Here is a 17,607-nt window from a genome sequence, read left to right as displayed (position 1 = left end):
CCCCGGAAGCGGAAGCGGTTCAATGGGCGTATGAGCACCACGGACCCCCTGCTCCGCGCCCTCGCCCACCCCGTACGGCTGCGCATCGTCTCGCTGGTCTGGAACGTCCCGCTGTCCGCGGCCGAGCTGTCCCGCGAGCTGGGCATCTCGCACGCGCTCGCCAGCCAGCACCTGCGGCGGCTGGACGCGGTCGGGCTGGTCGAGCTGGCCGAGGTGCGCGAGAAGCGCGGCGGGCGGGAGCGCCGCTACCGGGCGGTGCACGGCTCCCCGCTGTCCGACCAGCGCCACGAGGGCGTCCGGCTGATCGCCGAGGCCATGGCGCACAACCTGCGCGAGCGCGCGGGCCGGCGCGCACCGGGCGCCGAGGGGGTGACCACGGACGCGGAGCTGTGGGTCGCGCCCGAGGTCTGGACGGGCTTCCGGCACCGGCTCGCCGCGCTCTTCGAGGAGCTGCACGACGCGGCACAGGCCCCGCACGCGCCGGGCACGGTCGGGATCGGCGTGACGGCGATGGTCCTCCCGCTGGCGGAACCGGAACCGGAACAGGGGCCGGAACAGAGGCAGGGGCAGGGGCCCGACCTCTAGGGCGCGTCCGCCGCCGCCCGCTCCTGGGACGCGTCGGCGGCCCGGACCAGCCGGTCCGCCACCTCCCGCAGCCGTACGCTCAGTTCCGGCGGCTCGATCACCTCGAACTCGACCCCCAGCATGCCGACGTACATCGCGAGCGCCTCCAGCGTCTCGGAGCCGGTGCGCAGCTCGCACGTCCCGTCGTCCAGCGCGGTGACCGTGCCGAAGCCCGTCCAGCCGTTGGACTCCAGGAAGCCCGGGGCGACGTGCAGCACGATGCGCGCCTGGTAGCGGTAGACGCGCTGGGTGACGCCCTTGGCGACGTACGACGCGGCGTCCTCGGGCAGCTCGCGCGGGGTGAAGCGCGGGCCGGTGGGTGTCCTGGGCTCGATGCGGTCGGCCCGGAAGGTGCGCCAGTCGCCGCGCTCGACGTCGTAGGCCAGCAGATACCAGCGCCGCCAGTGGTGCACCAGGCGGTAGGGCTCGACGCTGCGGCGGGTGGTGCTGCCGCCGTGGTCGCGGTAGTCGAAGCGCAGCTGCTCGTGGTCGCGGCAGGCGGCGCCGAGCGTGGTCAGCACGTCCTGGGCGACGTTCGGACCGGGGCCCGGCGGCTGCACGGTGACGGCCTGCATCGCCTGGACGCGGTGCCGCAGCCGGGACGGCAGGACCTGTTCGAGCTTGGCGAGCGCGCGCTGCGAGGTCTCCTCGATGCCCTCGACGCTCGCCCGCGCGGCGGTGCGCAGGCTCAGCGCGACGACGACCGCCTCCTCGTCGTCCAGCAGCAGCGGCGGCAGCGCGGCCCCGGCGCCCAGCCGGTAGCCGCCGGCCGTACCGGGGGCGGCGTGCACGGGGTAGCCGAGCGCCCGCAGCCGCTCGACGTCCCGCCGGACGGTCCGCGCGGTCACGTCGAGCCGCTGCGCCAGCTCGGGCCCGCTCCACTCGCGGCGGGACTGGAGCAGCGACAGCAGGCGCAGCAGCCGCGCGGAGGTTTCCAGCATGCCGCCAGTGTGCCAGCGCCCGCCGACAGCCCCGCCGGCCCGCTCCGCGTACGGGCAGCGGTACGCCCCCGCTGCCCAGGGAAACAGCGGGGGCGCGACTGGTGGCGCGCGGGGCGCCGCCGGCGGACCGTCAGTAGACGCTGACGCCGTACGCGCTGAGCGCCTCGGTGACCGGCTGGAAGAAGGTCGTGCCGCCCGAGGAGCAGTTGCCGCTGCCGCCCGACGTCAGGCCGATGGCCTTGGTGCCGTCGTAGAGGGAGCCGCCGCTGTCGCCCGGTTCGGCGCAGACGTTGGTCTGGATCAGGCCCGAGACGATCTCGCCGTTGCCGTAGTTGACGGTGGCGTTCAGCGCCTGGACGGTGCCGCTGTGGACGCCGGTGGTGGAGCCGCGGCGCGTGACGTGCTCGCCGACGTAGGCGTTCGCGGCGCTGGTGATGTCCTGGCTGCCGACGGTGCCGTCGTGCGCGACGGAGCTGTCGTAGCGGACGATGCCGTAGTCGTTGCCGGGGAAGCTCGTCCCGACGGTCGGGCCGATGTACGTGCTCGAGCTGGTGTAGTAGTCGGGGTAGCCCTCGGTGCAGTGGCCCGCGGTGAGGAAGTAGTACGTGCTGCCGCTGCGGACGTTGAAGCCGACCGAGCAGCGCCACTGCGTGGTCAGGATCGGGTCGCCGCCGGAGAGCAGCTTGCTGAAGCTGCCCGCCACGCGGTTGACGCGGACGGCGTCGCCGTAGCCCGCGGTGGCCTTGACGAGCGCGGAGAGCTGGGCGTCGGTGACCCGGCTGTCGGCGTTGACCTGGAGGGTGTCGGTGCGCGGGTCGACCGCCCAGGAGGTGCCCGCGACATCGGCGGCCTCGGCCGCGTTCGCGGCCTTCGCCAGCTGGGCGGAGCTGTGGGCGACCAGGCGCGGGGTCGCGCCGGCGGAGCGTACGGCGTCGGCCGCGGACGTGCTGGTGACGTTGACGACCGAGGTCCCGGTCGCGCTGTCGTAGTACGACCCGGCGGTGCGCTCGGCACCGAGGGTGGCGGCCAGCGATGCGGCCGCCCCGGGGGACGCCTTCGCGGCGCCGGCGGCAGGGGTGAGAGCGCCGGCGGACGGGACGGCGAAGGCGGTCGCGGCGAGCATGCCGCTCGTGACGGCAAGGAGTTGTATGCGTCGGGTGGACTTCACTCGATCCTCCTGTGGGGATGGAGGTGGCTCTTGTCGGTGCTGGTCAGCACCCGTCATTTTTGTCGATGTACTGTCAAGTGCGCACGGATGAGCGGGCGCGCTCTCAGCCTGACGGGCACTCATGGGAGTATTCAGGGCCCACAGGGAACACACAAGAGGGCCTTCGCCCCGGAAACCTCCCCGTAACGCATGCACCCCGGCGGTCCCAAACGCGCCCGGCGCACCAGGAGTTGCCAAGGACCCCAGGCGCGCGCCCCCGCACGCCCTACGCACTCCCCCGGCACCCGCACCCCGCATCCGGCACCGCGCCCCGCGCCCGCCCCGCCTCCGCGCCGCTCACCCCGCCGGCCGCGGCAGCCCCAGGTGTTCGCGCAGCGTCGTGCCCGTGTACGCGGTGCGCAGCGACCCGCGCTCGCGCAGCAGCGGCACCACCTGCTCCACGAAGGCGTCCAGGCCCGCGCCGCCCGCCGCCGGGTCGGGGGCCAGCACGAAGCCGTCCGTCGCGGCGCTCTGCACCTGCGCGTGCAGCCGCTCCGCGAGATCCGGCGCGGCGGGCACGGAGCCGGCGAGGTCGAGCCGGGAGAGGACCCGTACCCGCCGCCCGCGGCGCCGCACGCCGGGCGTCCGGCCGGTGAGCAGCACCTCGGGGGTGCCGCCGAAGTCCACTGCCACCGGCCGCCCCTGGGGCCCGGCGATCTCGCCGGACCGGCCCGGCGGGCCGCCCGCGCGCCCGCCGCTGAGCCGGTCGAGTACGGCGATCCGGCGGGCCAGGTCGTACGGCGCCCGGCCCGCGGCCCCCGCCGGGAAGGCCACGGCCAGCCCGATCCGCTCGGTCAGCGCGGCCAGCGCGTGCAGCACCGTGACCGGCTCGGGACCGCCGCTGCCGTCGAGCAGCACGAAGTCGAACAGCGCGCGCTCGGCGGCCCCGGCGAGCGCGGCGCACTCGGCGAAGTCCGGCGGCTCCCCGGCCCCGCTGCCGCCCCCCGCGGGCAGCAGCACGGCCAGGTGCAGCGGCCGTACCCCGCCGGACTGACGCCCGGTCACGACCCCGCCCCGGTACGGGCCCGGCCCACGGGGGCGGGCAGCGGGGCGGCGCCCGGCCCATTCCCCGCCCGGTGCAGGCCCAGGTGCTCGCGGAGCGTCGAACCGGGGTGGAAGGAGCGGAAGAGCCCGCGGTGCTGGAGCAGCGCGGCGGTGCCGTTGACGAAGCGCTCCAGGTCACGGCGGGGTTCCACCGGGCGGACGTGGAAGCCGTCGACCGCGCCCTGCCGCTGCCAGTCGGCGATCAGGTCGGCGAGGTCGACCGGGCCGCCGCGGAAGAGCACACCGCCCGACGCGTCCGCCGCGAGCGCGATCTCGGCGCCGGGCTCCGGGCCGCGCTCGCCGCCGCAGAGGTCCACCGCGAGGTCGGCGAGCACCGGCAGCGGTTCCGGGCCGCGCCCGGCCTCGGCGGCGAGCGCTCGCACCTCGGCCCTGGCCCGCCCGGCGTCCTCGGGGCCCACGGCGCGGACGAAGGCCAGGTCGGCGTGCCGCGCGGCGGTCCGGCGGGCGGCGGGTTCGGTGGCGTCGAGCACGGTGACGGGCGCGGCCCGCGGCGGCAGCGGCCCGCCGGGGGCGCCGTACATCCGCCGGACGGCCTCGGCGGTGTCGCCGGCCGCCCGCCAGAGCGCCTCGGGCCGCGGCGGCCGCGTACGCCCCCTGACCCGCGGGGCGGGCGCGGCCGGGATCTCGACCGCCCAGCCCGCCCGGCCGCGGCTGACCCAGTCCAGGGCGGCCAGCGCGGGGGCGATGACCAGCGGGTCGGCGGCCTCGGCGCCGGACGCGAGGACCGCGGGCACCACGCCTATCCGGTCGGTCGCGGGCGCGACCCCGGCGAGCAGCGCGACGGCGTCCAGCAGCCCGCCGCCGGCCGCTCCGGGACCGAGGGTCACGAAATCCAGCCCGCCGGCCTCGGCGAGCCGGGCCAGCTCCCGGTAGTACGCGGCCTCCTGCGGCGGGCCGCCGCCTATCGCGGCGGCCAGGTGCAGGGTGCGGCCGCGGACGAAGGGGGCGGCGGGCGGCGGGCGCAGCGCGGAGGCGGAGGGCCCGGAGCGACCGGAAGGCAGGGGGCGGAAGGAGGGAAGCGAGGTGTGGGCAGGCATGCGAAGGCTCCGTCGACACGCGGAAGAGGCACGGGCGGGTGCCTTCACACAGAGCCGTCGCGTCCCTCAACGCGACTGGGCCACCAGGGCTTGACACGAGGCTAAGCCGCCGAAGTGACCCGCTGTCAAGCATGTCCAGCTTGTGGACACGGCGTCTCGGCACGTTGACGGATCGCGGTGGCGGCTGCTGCACTGTGGCCATGCGCAGCTGCCGGCTCGTCACCCGCGGCCACATCGACCTGTGTCGAGTGTGGTCGGCCTCGTGTTGCGGTCGCTGACCCGCCTCGACGGATCACCCGCCTTCACACAGCCGGTCTCGCCCCACTCCCGCCCCTCCCTCGGGCAATCCCGCGGGACGCGACACCACCGCAGACGCCGCCCGCCCCTCGCGTGAACCCGCGGGCGGCCGCTGTCAGCAGTCGCACCCGCAGTCGCAACCGTCACAGCCATCGCAGCCGTTACAGCAGTTGCAGCAATCGCAGCACCCGTCACAGCCGTCGCAGTCGCAGTCGTCGCACCACGGCTCCTTGCGCTCGCGGCTCCACGGGTTCTCGTGCGTCGCGCAGCACATCTGGCAGGTGCAGAAGAGCCCGGTGAAGACCAGGCACCCGGCCAGCAGCCCGCGGCGGCGCGGGGGCCCGGGCGGCGGCGGGAAGCCGCCCGGAATGCCGGGACCGCCCGGGGCGTAGGGGCTCTGGCCCGGATCGGCCGGGCTGCCCGGCGGGTTCGGCGCGTACGGATTCGGGCCGAAGGGGTTGCCACTGGCCTGGACGCCACCGGGCTGGAAGCCGCCGGCCTGGATGCCGCTGTCGTGCACGGCGATCCCGGTCGCCGCGCCGTCCGCCGCCTGCGCCTCGCGGTGCGCGGGGTGGGCGCAGCTGCCGCCGCCGAACACCCGGTCCACGGACCGTCCCAGCTCGTGGACGAGCAGCACATGCGTGAGCCGCCCGGAGGCGGAGTCCGCGAAGTCGGTGTCGCGCAGCGCGAGCCTGATGCCGTGCAGCGCGTCGTCGCACAGCCGGCGGGCCTCGGCGAGGCCGGTACCGGTCGCGGTGAGCGGGTTCCAGGCGCCGGTGCGGGTGTCCTCGGCGAGGTCCTCGACGGCGTCCAGCAGGTGGGCGAGCCGTCCGAAGAGCCGTCCGGCCTCCTCCAGCGGCGCCTTGTTGCCGGGGCGCCCGGCCAGGACGGCGGTGTGGGCGAAGGCCGCGGCGGTCGCCGTCTCGGTGGGTTCGGTGACGGCGAGCAGCGGGGTGCCGGGGCCGACCGCGGCCTCGATCGCGCCCTGCCGGCCGATCGCGTCGACCAGCACCGCCGTGTCGAAGCCCAGGTCCTCGCCGGTACGGGCGCCGGCCCGGTCCCAGCGGCGGGCGACCCCGCGGGCCGCGGCGGCGACCGGGCGCCGCGCGTAGGCGCCGTCCCGGTCCTCGACGTGGTCGCGCATCTTCGCCGACGCCAGCACCAGCGACACCGCGGCCGCGAGCCGGGCGCCCTCGCCGGTGGCGACCGGGGCGGTGCGCATCCCGCGCAGCGGGCACGGTCCCGCGGTACGGCGCTGCTGCCCGCCGTCGGCGGCCGTCTGCGCCTCGACGAGGACGGAGATGATCAGACCGTCGTAGTTGGTGGCTATTCGCGCCACCTGGCCGTGGCCGTCCCGCAGCGCCAGGCACAGCCCGCACAGGTGGGCGACCCACGAGGCGGCCATTCCCTCGGACATTCGGTGGCGGCACGGCCTGATGATGCCGAACATGCATTCCCCCCGCTGACCCCGCGTGCCCCGCAATTCCCGCGGGTCACAGGCAAACTCGGTTCGCGCTCGCTCAAGCTCGGTTGAAGTGAGCGCTGGTCATGTTAACGCCTGTCGGAACATCGGCTGAGAATGCATCATGGTGGTCCGCCCGGATCCGGGCCGCGCCGCCGCCGGCGCCCCGTCAGCGACGGTGCCGGCGTCCTGGCCGGTCAGCCCCGTGCGGGGCCGTACGGCCGCACGCTTCACCCGGACGTGAAATGCGTTCCCATCGGATCGTCACCTTCCCTACACCTCCGGCAGCCTGACGGTACGCCACTATCGTGTGTGCCAGTACCGTCACAACTCGCCCGAGTGGCGGCTATCCGCTTGGCGGACTATCCACATCATGAACGACGATAGGACCTGCGGACGGACGGTACTGACCGCGTGCGAGAGAGGAGGCGTCCATGGGATCGGTTCGACGGGCGAGTGCCTGGCTGGGCCTCGTCGACGACAACGGCGGCGAGGGTTACTACGACGAGGAGTACGCCGACTACGGCGAGGGCCCCCAGTCCCAGCGTGTCGACAGCTGGGTGACCGATCCGCGGGTGCGGATCGCCAACGAGGCCGCGCTGGAACAGGGCCGGCGGATCGCCACCGTCACCCCTGACGGCTTCCGGGACGCGCGCGGCATCGGCGAGCTCTTCCGGGAGGGCGTCCCGGTGATCGTCAACCTCACGGCCATGGAGTCCGGTGACGCCAAGCGCGTCGTCGACTTCGCCGCGGGCCTCACCTTCGGCCTGCGCGGCTCCATCGAGCGGGTCGCCAACCGGGTCTTCCTGCTGACCCCCGCCGACTACTCGGTGCTCAACGCCGACGACCGCCGCGGCGGCGACGGCTTCTTCAACCAGAGCTGAGCAGGGCTCTCACCGGACCGCGCGGCGCGCGTCCGGTGGGAGTCCTGCCGTGCGCCCGGACCCGGACGCCGGCCCGAGCACGGGCCCCGAGCGTCGGTCCGCGCACCCGGCCGGGCGCGTCCGCCCCGCCGGCCCGCGGCAGCCGCGGCGGCTGCACCGCGTCCTGCCGCATGTCCACATGGAGACACGCGGCGGTGGACAGGTGGGGCGGCCGTCAGCCGCGGAAGGCGTCGAATCCGGTGAGGGCCTTGCCCAGCACGAGCTGGTGCATCTCGACCGTGCCCTCGTAGGTGAGCACCGACTCCAGGTTGGTGGCGTGCCGCATGACGGGGTATTCCAGCGAGATGCCGTTGGCGCCGAGGACGGTCCGGGCCGTGCGGCAGATCTCGATCGCCTCGCGGACGTTGGTGAGCTTGCCGAAGCTGATCTGCTCGGGGCGCAGCCGCCCGGCGTCCATCCGGCGGCCCAGGTGGTGGGCCAGCAGGATGCCCTTGTGGAGCTCGACGGCCATGTCGGCGAGCTTGGCCTGGGTGAGCTGGAAGCCGCCGATCGGGCGGCCGAACTGCTCGCGCTCGCGGGCGTAGCGCAGCGCCGCCTCGAAGCTGGCGCGGGCGGCGCCCATCGACCCCCACACAATGCCGTAGCGGGCGTGGCTGAGGCAGCTGAGCGGGCCGCGCAGCCCGGTGACCTCCGGGAGGACCGCGGAGCCGGGCAGCCGGACGCCGTCCAGGACCAGCTCGCTGGTGACGGACGCGCGCAGGCTCCACTTGTGGTGGATCTCCGGAGCGCTGAAGCCGGGGGTGCCGGCCGGCACCACGAAGCCGCGCACCCCGTCCTCGGTCTGCGCCCACACGACGGCGACCCCGGCGACCGACCCGTTGGTGATCCACATCTTGCGGCCGTCGAGCACCCAGTCGGTGCCGTCCCGGCGGGCCCGGGTGCGCATCGCGGACGGGTCCGAGCCGTGGTCGGGCTCGGTGAGGCCGAAGCAGCCGATGACCTCGCCCGCGGCCATCCGCGGCAGCCACTCCTGCTTGTGCTCCTCGGAGCCGAAGCGGTGGATCGCGTACATGGCGAGCGAGCCCTGCACCGACACCAGCGAGCGGATGCCGGAGTCGGCCGCCTCCAGCTCCAGGCAGGCCAGCCCGTACTGCACCGCACTGGCCCCCGCGCAGCCGTAGCCGGTGAGCTGCATGCCGAGCGCCCCGATCGCACCCAGCTCGCGCGCGAGGTCGCGGATGCCGGGCAGCTCGCCGCGCTCGTACCAGCCGGCGATGTGCGGCAGCACACGGTCGGCGGCCCAGGCCCGTACGGTGTCGCGGACCGCGCGGTCCTCGTCGCTCAGCAGGTCGTCCAGGCCCAGCGGGTCGTAGGGGTCGAACGGCGGCAGGGCGGAAGCGGGCGGCATGGCAGGGACCTCCGGCCGGAAAACTAGCAGTGGTAACGACGGCCACGCCGACGTTACGGACCAGTCTCGCCCGCGTCCAGGGCCCGGCGAGGGCGGCGCGGCCGGTCGCGGCGGGGTGCGGGGGCGGCCGCGGCGGGGTGCAGGGGCAGTCGTGGCAGGCCGCGGGGGCGGGCACCGCCGGTCACCGGCGTCCGCTCAGCGGACGGGAAACCAGGGAGAAAGGTGAGGGAAATAAGCGATAAATAAGAAGACGCTCATGTGAGTATCACCACCCCTGGGTTAACCGCCCGCGCGGACCGCATTCCGCCGAAACCCCGTCCTCCAAAGGGGTGGTGAGACGCAGTCCACATCACATCGTCATTACAAAGCAGCCCTATCGGCCGACCCATGCCGTCACACGCTGTAACGTCAATTGGGTGCGTACCGATGACAGGCTCCACCGCGCCGCGGAGCGCCCGACACGTCGGGCCCTCGGCCGGATGAGTCGAACACGCGTATGGCTGTTCGGTGCGACGCTGGCCGTCTACGTGGCCATCGTCGTGGGTGTCCTCACCACGTCCAAGCTGGTGACGCTCGACTGGCAGGTCATGCTGTGGCGTCCCTACAAGCAGTGGCCGCAGATCCACGCCTTCCTGGACTACTTCGTGGTCCTCGGCCAGCGCGGCCCCACGGCCGTGATGGTGCTCGCGTGGCTGAGCTGGCGGGCGTGGCGCCGCCGGACGCTGTATCCGCTGCTGGTCCTGGGCACCTCCCTGCTGCTGCTGAACATCACCGTGGGGGCCGTGAAGTACGGCCTCGGACGGCTCGGCCCGCATTACGCGACGAGCGTCGGATCGGCCGAGATGTTCGCCGGCGGCGACATATTTCCCTCGGGTCACACCGCCAACGCGGTGGTGACCTGGGGCGTTCTGGCGTATCTGGGCACCACACCGCGCGCGCGGCGCTGGGGCTCGATCGCGAGCGCCCTGCTGGCGCTCGGCGTGGGCGCGACGACGGTCTACCTCGGCACGCACTGGGTGAGCGACGTGCTGCTCGGCTGGGCGGCCGGGCTCCTCATCCTGCTGGCGCTGCCCTGGTTCGAACCGGCGATGGCCTCGGCCGAGGCCCATCTGACCGCCGGCTGGGCGCGGCTGTTCCACCGCGGGAGCCGCCGTACGGCCCGGTCGCTGACCGCGGTCCCGGCCGGGGCGCTGGCCCGCGCGGACGGCGACGACGACGGCCCGGACGGCACGTCCGCGCCGCGCCAGCCGGTCACGGCGAAGGGCCCGCACACCGCGGCCCGTGCGACCGCGGCCCGGCAGACGGCCGGGCGGCACGAGCGCACCACGACGACCCCCGCCGGCAGCCGCCGCCCGCAGCAGAGCGAGCACCCGCGCTCGGCGGGCCCGCTGGTCCACCAGCAGGCCCGCGGCCGCGGCATCGCCGGCTGACCCCCCGCGGCCCTCTCGCCGCCCCTCCACCCCCTTCGACCGGCTCCGGGCCGGGTGCCCCGCCGCCACGGCGGTACGGCACCCGGCCCGCACCCGTGCAAGGGCCCGGGGCCCGGGGGCCTCAGCCGGTCCAGCAGCGGGCGACGCGGCCGCCGTCGAGCGTGAAGTTGAGCCGCCCGGCGACGTACTCCATGGTCACGACCGCGTCCCGCGGCAGGCTGCGGACGGGCCGCCAGCCGCGCTCGTACGCCCGCTGCTCGGCCTCGCGCTGCGGCAGGCCGACATAGGCGTCCAGGTCGTCGGCGGGGATGCCGCCGGGGAAGGGCTGCGCGGGAGTGCTCCGCGCGGACGGCCCGCCGGGGCGGGGGTCTTCGGAACGGGGCTCCTCGCGGCCGGGGCCTTCGGAGCGCGGGTCTTCGGGACGGGGGTCTTCGGGGTGCGATGCGGGGGCCATGCCTGCCACCGTAGGCCGCCGCCGCTCCTGGCGCCGCCCTGCCCCGCGAGGAGCTGCCGTGCTCGCGTCACGGATCGTGCATCGCGGACATTGCGCCTGGGTGAATAACAGTGGGCCGGAAATTCCTGTGCACACGATTTACACACAACTCGCTGCAATGCCCGCCACTCACGGGCGGCCGCTATAGCGGGACGGATTGCCATTCGGACACCCGCCAACTCCCCGGAGGACGGCGCCTTCCGGGCCGCTCGCCCGGTCCGGGCGAGGCGGTGGCGGGGTATCGGGCGGCGGAATTCCGTCGCGCCGCGGGCCCCCGGGCCCGGGGCGCGGCGGGCGGCCGGGCCCCGGATCCCGGCGGCACCGGGTGTTCGGCCGGAGTTCAACCGGGATTCAGGCGGCGGGCCGGAGGCGGGCGGAGAACGGGCGGCCCGCCCGGCATTCCGCGCGGCCTCCGGCACGCGCCGCGCAATTCACTTCAGGCTGAGGAGAGTGCCGGGCATCAGCTTGTCGGGGTCGGCGCCGACGGCCTTCTTGTTCAGCGTCCAGAGCTTCTGCCAGCCGCCCGGAAGACCCTCGGCACGCGCGATGCCGGCCAGCGTCTCGCCGGACTCGACGGCGTGCACCGAGGCCGCCCTGCCGCTGAGCCCGAGCCGCTTGGAGCACACCGGCCAGGCACCCCAGCCCTGCTCCCGCAGCACTGCTTCGGCGATCGCGATCTGCTGCGCGCGGGTGGCCAGGTCGGCCCGCGCGGCGTATTTCAGGCCGCCGAACGCCTCCCAGGTCGGCTGCCAGAACTGGAGTCCGCCGTAGAAGCTGTTGCCGGTGTTGATGTGCCAGTCGCCGCTGCTCTCGCACTGAGCGAGGTCGTCCCAGACGGAGCGGGCGCGCGGCGGCGCCTCCGGGACGCCGGACGGCAGGCCGGGTACGCCCGCGGCCGCCGGGACACCGGTCCGCGGGGCGCCGGCCGGGAAGCCGATCGCCGGGAGCCCGGCCGCCGGGACGCCGCCGAGCGCGGCCGTCGGACGCGCGGGGAAGGGCGCCTGCGCGGCCGCCGCGGGCTGGGCGGCCAGCGGCAGGACGGCCACGGCGCCGAAACCGGCGACAGCGGCGGCGCGTTGGCACCTCGACACATGACGATAAGACGATTTCTCGCTCATCGGCCCACGCTAAGCACGCGTTCCCCCGCTCCTGAGGGAGCCGCGCCCCGTCCCGCGCTCCGGCGCACCCGTTCGGCCCAGTCCGGCGTGCGGGTCGCAAGCGACGGGAGCGCAAACCGTGACTCCGCGCGCAGACCGTCCGTTGTCACAGTGCGCCGGGGCAGGCCCGGCCGAACGGACCAAGGAGACTCCCGTGGCGCCCCTGCTCGACGTGAGCGACGAGGTACGAGCCGAGATCGGCGAGGAGGAGACCAGGCGCCTCCTCGCCGGCGAGAACGCCCCGGGCACGTACGACTGCTCGTCCTGCCGCACCCCCGGGGACAGCACGCAGGAGCGGACCAGCACGGTGCTCTTCGTCGGCGAAGAGACCGCGGTGCTCGCCTTCGCCCACGCCGCCTGCATCCCGTCGCAGGTCGTCCCGGTCGCCGAGGAGCAGCTGCAGGGCGCGGTCCGCAGCATCGCCGGCGAGGAGCCCGCGCCGCCCGCACCTGCCGTACCGTTTCACTCGCCGGTACGGCCCGCGCACGTACCCGCCCCGGCGCCCGCGCCGGAGGCCGTACCGCGGCAGGCCGTGCTCGGCATCACCTGCGGGCTGATCATCGTCGAGGACGCGCTGCACCCCGCGCTGGTGATCGAGCCGACCGGGCCCGTCGCCCGGGCCGGCGCGACCGGGGGCGGCGACGACTTCCTGCCGCTGCTCATCGAGCAGGGCTTCATGCCGCAGCTCGACCTCTCGGCGCCGCCGTCCCCGCTCGGGGGCTGGTCGGTGCTGCTGGCCATGGGCAGGCTGCACGCCGTGCTCCAGCCCCCGGTGGGCGGCGCGCCCGCCGCCGCGTGGTGGCAGGCGCACCAGCCGCTCCAGGTCAGCGACGGCTGGCGGGCCGCCGTGCACCGCACGAACGCGGTGTTCGTCTACGCCGGTCCCGCCGGGTCGGTCGGGCGGCAGCCCCGGGAGGACCTCCTGCGCGAGGCGCTCGACCGCGCGTGCGCCAGGGGCCAGCTGGTGTCCGCCGCGATGCCGCTGTCCGGAACCTGACCGCCGCTGCCGCGCCGCGCGGGGTGGGCGTTTTCCAGGGGCGCCGCCGGCGCGAAACGCCCGCCCCGTGCGGCGCGGAGGCGTACCGCCCCGCGGAAAGTTCAGCCGGGCGGCCCGCATCCCGCGGGGAAGCCGGGTCGTTGGGCGGTACGTGCAGATCTTCGACGGTTCCTCCCGGTCCCCGTTCCAGCGCTACATCCCGCCCATGCGCAGAGCGCAGGACGCCGACGTGAGCGGTGGTTCTGCCACACCGATCTACGACGCGCTCTACCGCGAATACCGGCGGCTCTTCCGTACGCTGCCCGGGGACCGGACGGGCGAGGAGTCGCTGCAGTTCAACGGCTTCGGGATGTGGCAGCCGCAGGTGCCGCCCGCCGCGCCGGGGCGGCACCGGGGGAACGGTCCAGCCGCGCTGCCGCCGGGGCAGGGCGACAACCGGCTGCACGACCTGTGAGACGGCGCCGCCCGGGGGCGGGGCCCCCGGGCGGTCCGGTCACTTCTTGCGGCCGCGCTTCTCGCGGACGCGCACGGAGACCTGGATGGGTGTGCCCTCGAAGCCGAACTCCTCGCGCAGCCGGCGCTCGATGAAGCGCCGGTAGCCCGCCTCCAGGAAGCCGGAGGCGAAGAGCACGAAGCGCGGCGGCCTGGTCCCGGCCTGGGTGCCGAAGAGGATGCGGGGCTGCTTCCCGCCGCGGATCGGGTGCGGGTGGGCGGCCACGAGCTCGCCGAGGAAGGCGTTGAGCCTGCCGGTGGGCACCCGGGTCTCCCAGCCGGCGAGCGCGGTCTCGATCGCCGGGACGAGCTTCTCGACGTGCCGTCCGGTGCGGGCGGAGACGTTGACCCGCGGCGCCCACTGCACCTGGACGAGGTCGCGCTCGATCTCCCGCTCCAGGTAGAAGCGGCGCTCCTCGTCCAGCAGATCCCACTTGTTGTAGGCGATGACGACCGCGCGGCCCGCCTCGACGGCCATCGAGATGATGCGCATGTCCTGCTCGGCGAGCGTCTCGGCGACATCGACGAGGATGACCGCGACCTCGGCCTTCTCCAGGGCGGCGGCGGTGCGCAGGCTCGCGTAGTAGTCGGCGCCCTCGGTGAGGTGGACGCGCCGCCGGATGCCCGCGGTGTCGATGAATTTCCAGGTCTTGCCGCCGAGCTCGATCAGCTCGTCGACCGGGTCGCGGGTGGTGCCGGCCATCTCGTTGACGACCACCCGCTCCTCGCCGGCGATCTTGTTGAGCATCGACGACTTGCCGACATTGGGACGGCCGATGAGCGCGATGCGCCGCGGGCCGCCGACCGTGGTCCCGAACGTCATCTCGGGGGCCTCGGGAAGCGCCTCCAGGATGGCGTCGAGCAGGTCGCCGGTGCCGCGGCCGTGCAGCGAGGAGACCGGGAAGGGCTCGCCGAGGCCGAGGTTCCACAGTGTGGCCGCGTCGGCCTCGCCGGAGGGGCCGTCGACCTTGTTGGCGGCGAGCACGACGGGCTTGCCCGCGCGGCGCAGCAGCTTGACGACGGCCTCGTCGGTGTCGGTCGCGCCGACCGTGGCGTCCACGACGAAGACGACCGCGTCGGCCGCCTCGATCGCGAACTCCGCCTGTGCGGCCACCGAGGCGTCGATGCCGAGCACGTCCTGCTCCCAGCCGCCGGTGTCGACGATCTTGAAGCGGCGGCCGTTCCAGTGCGCCTCGTACGTCACACGGTCGCGGGTGACGCCCGGACGGTCCTCGACGACCGCTTCGCGGCGGCCGATGATCCGGTTGACCAGGGTCGACTTGCCGACGTTCGGCCGGCCGACGACGGCGAGCACCGGCAGCGGGCCGTGACCCGCCGCCGCGACGTCGTCGGCGACGTCCTCCAGGTCGAAGCCCTCCTCGGCGGCGAGTTCCATGAACTCGGCGTACTCGGCGTCGCCGAGCGCGCCGGTGTCGCCGTGCTGGTCGTGCTGGTCCATCGGTCTCTCCGTCGGTCAACAGTGGTGCGCGCGGCACCGTCCGGCCCCGGGGGGCCGGCCGCGGTGCGGCGGCGGTGGTTCAGCGGCCGGTGGCCCGCCGGGCCTCGGCCATGTGCGCGGTCAGCCGCTCCTGGATGTAGGAGGTCGCGGCGTCCATCGCGGCCCGGGTGCGCCGCCCGCCCTCCGTGACGGCTGTGAACGGCTCCCCGTACACGACGTCGATACGGCTGCGCAGCGGCGGGAGCTGCGGCACCAGCCGGCCCTTGCGGGCGCTGCCGAGCACAGCGACCGGAACGACCGGCGCTCCCGAGCGTACGGCGAAATAGGCGAGCCCGGCGCGCAGCTGGGCGAAGTCGCCGCCCGTGCCGCGCGTGCCCTCGGGGAAGATGCCCAGCACACCGCCGTTCTCCAGCACCTTCAGGGCGTTGGTGATCGCGGCGCGGTCGGCACCCGTACGGTCGACCTCGATCTGGCCGATGGCCCGCAGGAACGGGTCCAGCGGCCCGACGAAGGCCTCCTTCTTCACCAGGAAGTGCAGGGGGCGCGGGCTGGTGCCGATGAGCATCGGGCCGTCGACGTTGTGCGCGTGGTTGCCGGCCAGGATGACCGGGCCCTGCGCGGGGACGCGCCAGGCGCCGAGCACGCGGGGGCGCCACAGGCCGTTCATCAGGCCGATGCCGATGCCGCGGGCGACGGCGGCGCCGCGCGGACTGGGCGGTGCGGTCGTCACCTCGCGGTCGCCTTCTTCTCCCCCACCAGGGCGACGACCCGGTCGACGACCTCGTCCAGGGTCAGCTCCGAGGTGTCGACCTCTATCGCGTCCGCGGCCTTCGCCAGCGGGGAGGTCTTCCGGCCGGAGTCGGCGGCGTCCCGCTTGACCAGGGCCTCCTGCGTCGCGGCGACGCTCACCGCGCCCTTCAGCTCGCCGCTGCGGCGGGCCGCGCGGACCTCCGCGGAGGCGGTCAGGTAGATCTTCGCCGTGGCGTCGGGCAGCACGGTGGTGCCGATGTCGCGGCCCTCGACCACGATGCCGGCCGGGGCCGCCGCCGCGGCGGCCCGCTGGAGCTCGACCATGCGGGTGCGCACCTCGGGCACCGCGCTGACCGCGCTCACCGCGGCGGTGACCTCCTGCGAGCGGATCGGGCCGGAGGCGTCCACGCCGTCGACGGTGATCCGCGGGTCGAGCGGGTCGGAGCCGGACACGATGACGGGCTTGCCGCTCGCGTCCGCGATCGCGGCGGGGTCGGCGACGTCCACGCCGTTCGCCAGCATCCACCAGGTGATGGCCCGGTACTGCGCGCCGGTGTCGAGGTAGCTCAGCCCCAGCCGGACGGCGACCGCCTTGGACGTGCTGGACTTGCCTGTGCCGGACGGGCCGTCGATCGCGACGATCACCGGGTTCTCCACGGTGGGCCTTTCCCTTGTCGTGCCAACCGGCTCGCCGCCGGGCCATTCCCCCAAGGTTACCGGCCTCCCGGCGCCCCCTCCGACGCCCCGGGGCTCAGACCCGCAGGGACCAGGCGCGGTCGCGCAGGGCCGCGCTGAGGACGGGGGCCGAGCGGGGCTCGACGAAGAGCTGGGCGAGGCCCGCCTGCTGGCCGGTGCTGTGCTCGATCCGCACGTCCTCGATGTTGACCCCCGCCGCGCCGGCGTCGGCGAACAGGCGGGCCAGCTCGCCGGGCTGGTCCCCGATGAGGACGGCCACCACCTCGTACGCCGCCGGCGCCGTCCCGTGCTTGCCGGGGACCCTGCTGCGGCCCGCGTTGCCGCGCCGCAGTATGTCCGCGACGCCCTCCGCGCCCCCGCGCCGCTTGTCCTCGTCGGCGCTCTGCAGCGCCCGCAGGGACTCGACGGTCGCTCCGAGGTCCGTCGCGATGTCGGCGAGGACGTCGGCGACGGGGCCGGGGTTGGCGGCGAGGATGTCCATCCACATCGCGGGTTCGGAACCGGCGATACGGGTGACGTCGAGGATGCCCTGCCCGCACAGCCGCACCGTGCTGTCCTCGGCGTGCTGGAGCCGGGCGGCGACCATGCTGGAGACGAGCTGCGGGGTGTGCGAGACGAGCGCCACGGCGCGGTCGTGCGCGTCGGCGTCCATGACGACGGGGACGGCCCCGCACAGCGCGACCAGCTCCAGCGCGAGGTTGAGCACCTCGGTGTCGGTGTCCGGTGTCGGGGTGAGGATCCAGGGGCGGCCGTCGAAGAGGTCCGCGGTGGCCGCGAGCGGACCGGAGCGCTCCCGGCCCGCCATCGGGTGGGTGCCGATGTAGCGGGTGAGGTCGCCGCCGAGGGATTCCAGGTCGCGGCGCGGGCCGCCCTTGACGCTGGCGACGTCGAGGTAGCCGCGGCCCAGCCCACGGGCCATCGCGTCGCGGAGGGCGGCCGGGACGTGCGCGGGCGGCACGGCGACGATCACCAGGTCGACGGGCACGGGCGCGCCCGCCGCCGCCTCGTACAGGCTCCCCGCGCCGAGCGCCGCCGCGGTGCGGGCGGTGGATTCGTCGTGGTCGCTGAGCCGGACGTCGACGCCGCGGGCGCTGAGGGCGAGCGCGGCGGACGTGCCGATGAGCCCTGCGCCGATGACCAGTGCGGTTCTCACGTGGGGGTGTCCTGGGGGTACGGGGGCGGGGGAACCTGGGCGTCCAGCGTAGCCA

17 protein-coding genes are annotated in these 17,607 nt (G+C 75.0%); 5 read left to right on the top strand and 12 right to left on the bottom strand.

Annotated elements, in window-relative coordinates; genetic code table 11:
* Positions 1 to 30: 30 nt before the first annotated feature.
* Entirely contained in the window at positions 31 to 585 is a 555-nt protein-coding gene (locus tag ACH4SL_RS24010; RefSeq protein ID WP_398448869.1) for an ArsR/SmtB family transcription factor, read from the top strand.
* On the opposite strand, the gene ACH4SL_RS24005 is transcribed toward ACH4SL_RS24010, so the two are convergent.
* From ACH4SL_RS24005 to ACH4SL_RS23985, 5 genes are all read right to left on the bottom strand, one after another.
* Positions 582 to 1,565, bottom strand: a complete 984-nt coding sequence (locus ACH4SL_RS24005) for a helix-turn-helix transcriptional regulator (protein ID WP_398448867.1) — start codon at positions 1,563 to 1,565, stop codon at positions 582 to 584. The genes ACH4SL_RS24010 and ACH4SL_RS24005 overlap by 4 nt on opposite strands.
* A gap of 130 nt (positions 1,566 to 1,695) precedes the next feature.
* Positions 1,696 to 2,688 carry a S1 family peptidase gene (locus ACH4SL_RS24000; protein ID WP_398449610.1) on the bottom strand — a complete coding sequence of 331 codons (993 nt, stop codon included), beginning with the start codon at positions 2,686 to 2,688 and terminating at the stop codon, positions 1,696 to 1,698.
* 381 nt (positions 2,689 to 3,069) lie between these two features.
* Positions 3,070 to 3,777: an LLM class flavin-dependent oxidoreductase gene (locus tag ACH4SL_RS23995; RefSeq protein WP_398448865.1), complete on the bottom strand. Its 708-nt coding sequence runs from the start codon at positions 3,775 to 3,777 to the stop codon at positions 3,070 to 3,072.
* Complete coding sequence (locus ACH4SL_RS23990; RefSeq protein WP_398448863.1) at positions 3,774 to 4,874, bottom strand: LLM class flavin-dependent oxidoreductase; 1,101 nt, start codon at positions 4,872 to 4,874, stop codon at positions 3,774 to 3,776. Before ACH4SL_RS23990 ends, ACH4SL_RS23995 begins: the two co-directional genes overlap by 4 nt.
* Positions 4,875 to 5,286: 412 nt before the next feature.
* Positions 5,287 to 6,621, bottom strand: a complete 1,335-nt coding sequence (locus ACH4SL_RS23985) for a DUF5685 family protein (protein WP_398448861.1) — start codon at positions 6,619 to 6,621, stop codon at positions 5,287 to 5,289.
* A gap of 446 nt (positions 6,622 to 7,067) precedes the next feature.
* On the opposite strand from ACH4SL_RS23985, the gene ACH4SL_RS23980 reads away from it, so the two are divergent.
* A complete protein-coding gene (locus tag ACH4SL_RS23980) occupies positions 7,068 to 7,517 on the top strand; it encodes a cell division protein SepF (protein ID WP_398448859.1) in 450 nt (149 codons plus the stop codon).
* A 214-nt stretch (positions 7,518 to 7,731) separates the two neighbouring features.
* Here ACH4SL_RS23980 and ACH4SL_RS23975 read toward each other — a convergent pair whose 3' ends face one another.
* The gene (locus ACH4SL_RS23975) at positions 7,732 to 8,925 is read right to left on the bottom strand and encodes an acyl-CoA dehydrogenase family protein (RefSeq protein ID WP_398448857.1); all 1,194 of its coding nucleotides are present in this window, start codon (positions 8,923 to 8,925) and stop codon (positions 7,732 to 7,734) included.
* Between the two features lie 479 nt (positions 8,926 to 9,404).
* Between ACH4SL_RS23975 and ACH4SL_RS23970 the strand changes: the two genes are divergently transcribed.
* The gene (locus ACH4SL_RS23970; protein ID WP_398448855.1) at positions 9,405 to 10,355 is read left to right on the top strand and encodes a phosphatase PAP2 family protein; all 951 of its coding nucleotides are present in this window, start codon (positions 9,405 to 9,407) and stop codon (positions 10,353 to 10,355) included.
* Positions 10,356 to 10,476: 121 nt separating this feature from the next.
* Here ACH4SL_RS23970 and ACH4SL_RS23965 read toward each other — a convergent pair whose 3' ends face one another.
* Positions 10,477 to 10,809, bottom strand: a complete 333-nt coding sequence (locus tag ACH4SL_RS23965) for a hypothetical protein (RefSeq protein WP_398448853.1) — start codon at positions 10,807 to 10,809, stop codon at positions 10,477 to 10,479.
* 470 nt (positions 10,810 to 11,279) lie between these two features.
* On the bottom strand, positions 11,280 to 11,966 hold the full coding sequence (locus tag ACH4SL_RS23960; RefSeq protein ID WP_398448851.1) for a transglycosylase family protein: 687 nt from the start codon (positions 11,964 to 11,966) through the stop codon (positions 11,280 to 11,282).
* 193 nt (positions 11,967 to 12,159) lie between these two features.
* Between ACH4SL_RS23960 and ACH4SL_RS23955 the strand changes: the two genes are divergently transcribed.
* Positions 12,160 to 13,002: a hypothetical protein gene (locus ACH4SL_RS23955; RefSeq protein WP_398448849.1), complete on the top strand. Its 843-nt coding sequence runs from the start codon at positions 12,160 to 12,162 to the stop codon at positions 13,000 to 13,002.
* A 205-nt stretch (positions 13,003 to 13,207) separates the two neighbouring features.
* Positions 13,208 to 13,456 carry a hypothetical protein gene (locus ACH4SL_RS23950; protein ID WP_398448847.1) on the top strand — a complete coding sequence of 83 codons (249 nt, stop codon included), beginning with the start codon at positions 13,208 to 13,210 and terminating at the stop codon, positions 13,454 to 13,456.
* 39 nt (positions 13,457 to 13,495) lie between these two features.
* Here the strand turns inward: ACH4SL_RS23950 and der are convergent, their stop codons facing one another.
* The 4 genes from der to ACH4SL_RS23930 all read right to left on the bottom strand — a co-directional run bounded on the left by der (position 13,496) and on the right by ACH4SL_RS23930 (position 17,552).
* On the bottom strand, positions 13,496 to 14,953 hold the full coding sequence (gene der / locus ACH4SL_RS23945; protein ID WP_398448845.1) for a ribosome biogenesis GTPase Der: 1,458 nt from the start codon (positions 14,951 to 14,953) through the stop codon (positions 13,496 to 13,498).
* A gap of 79 nt (positions 14,954 to 15,032) precedes the next feature.
* Entirely contained in the window at positions 15,033 to 15,620 is a 588-nt protein-coding gene (locus tag ACH4SL_RS23940) for a lysophospholipid acyltransferase family protein (protein ID WP_398449608.1), read from the bottom strand.
* A 59-nt stretch (positions 15,621 to 15,679) separates the two neighbouring features.
* Entirely contained in the window at positions 15,680 to 16,360 is a 681-nt protein-coding gene (cmk, locus tag ACH4SL_RS23935) for a (d)CMP kinase (RefSeq protein WP_398448843.1), read from the bottom strand.
* A gap of 94 nt (positions 16,361 to 16,454) precedes the next feature.
* Positions 16,455 to 17,552 carry a prephenate dehydrogenase gene (locus ACH4SL_RS23930; protein WP_398448841.1) on the bottom strand — a complete coding sequence of 366 codons (1,098 nt, stop codon included), beginning with the start codon at positions 17,550 to 17,552 and terminating at the stop codon, positions 16,455 to 16,457.
* Positions 17,553 to 17,607 lie beyond the last annotated feature (55 nt).

Source organism: Streptomyces sp. NPDC021020, assembly GCF_044333285.1.
Lineage (GTDB): Bacteria > Actinomycetota > Actinomycetes > Streptomycetales > Streptomycetaceae > Actinacidiphila.
The sequence above is the reverse complement of the archived record's forward strand: the minus strand, read 5'-3'. Positions and strand labels throughout refer to the sequence as shown.

What these genes read in the sequence shown, in the direction of transcription:
- ACH4SL_RS23960 (WP_398448851.1), bottom strand. Translation starts at nt 11,966, where the DNA reads ATGAGCGAGAAATCGTCTTATCGTCATGTGTCGAGGTGCCAACGCGCC.
- ACH4SL_RS23970 (WP_398448855.1), top strand. Translation starts at nt 9,405, where the DNA reads ATGAGTCGAACACGCGTATGGCTGTTCGGTGCGACGCTGGCCGTCTAC.
- ACH4SL_RS23980 (WP_398448859.1), top strand. Translation starts at nt 7,068, where the DNA reads ATGGGATCGGTTCGACGGGCGAGTGCCTGGCTGGGCCTCGTCGACGAC.
- der (WP_398448845.1), bottom strand. Translation starts at nt 14,953, where the DNA reads ATGGACCAGCACGACCAGCACGGCGACACCGGCGCGCTCGGCGACGCC.
- ACH4SL_RS23940 (WP_398449608.1), bottom strand. Translation starts at nt 15,620, where the DNA reads ATGAACGGCCTGTGGCGCCCCCGCGTGCTCGGCGCCTGGCGCGTCCCC.
- ACH4SL_RS23985 (WP_398448861.1), bottom strand. Translation starts at nt 6,621, where the DNA reads ATGTTCGGCATCATCAGGCCGTGCCGCCACCGAATGTCCGAGGGAATG.
- ACH4SL_RS23975 (WP_398448857.1), bottom strand. Translation starts at nt 8,925, where the DNA reads ATGCCGCCCGCTTCCGCCCTGCCGCCGTTCGACCCCTACGACCCGCTG.
- ACH4SL_RS23990 (WP_398448863.1), bottom strand. Translation starts at nt 4,874, where the DNA reads ATGCCTGCCCACACCTCGCTTCCCTCCTTCCGCCCCCTGCCTTCCGGT.
- ACH4SL_RS24005 (WP_398448867.1), bottom strand. Translation starts at nt 1,565, where the DNA reads ATGCTGGAAACCTCCGCGCGGCTGCTGCGCCTGCTGTCGCTGCTCCAG.
- ACH4SL_RS23965 (WP_398448853.1), bottom strand. Translation starts at nt 10,809, where the DNA reads ATGGCCCCCGCATCGCACCCCGAAGACCCCCGTCCCGAAGACCCGCGC.
- ACH4SL_RS24010 (WP_398448869.1), top strand. Translation starts at nt 31, where the DNA reads ATGAGCACCACGGACCCCCTGCTCCGCGCCCTCGCCCACCCCGTACGG.
- ACH4SL_RS24000 (WP_398449610.1), bottom strand. Translation starts at nt 2,688, where the DNA reads ATGCTCGCCGCGACCGCCTTCGCCGTCCCGTCCGCCGGCGCTCTCACC.
- ACH4SL_RS23950 (WP_398448847.1), top strand. Translation starts at nt 13,208, where the DNA reads ATGCGCAGAGCGCAGGACGCCGACGTGAGCGGTGGTTCTGCCACACCG.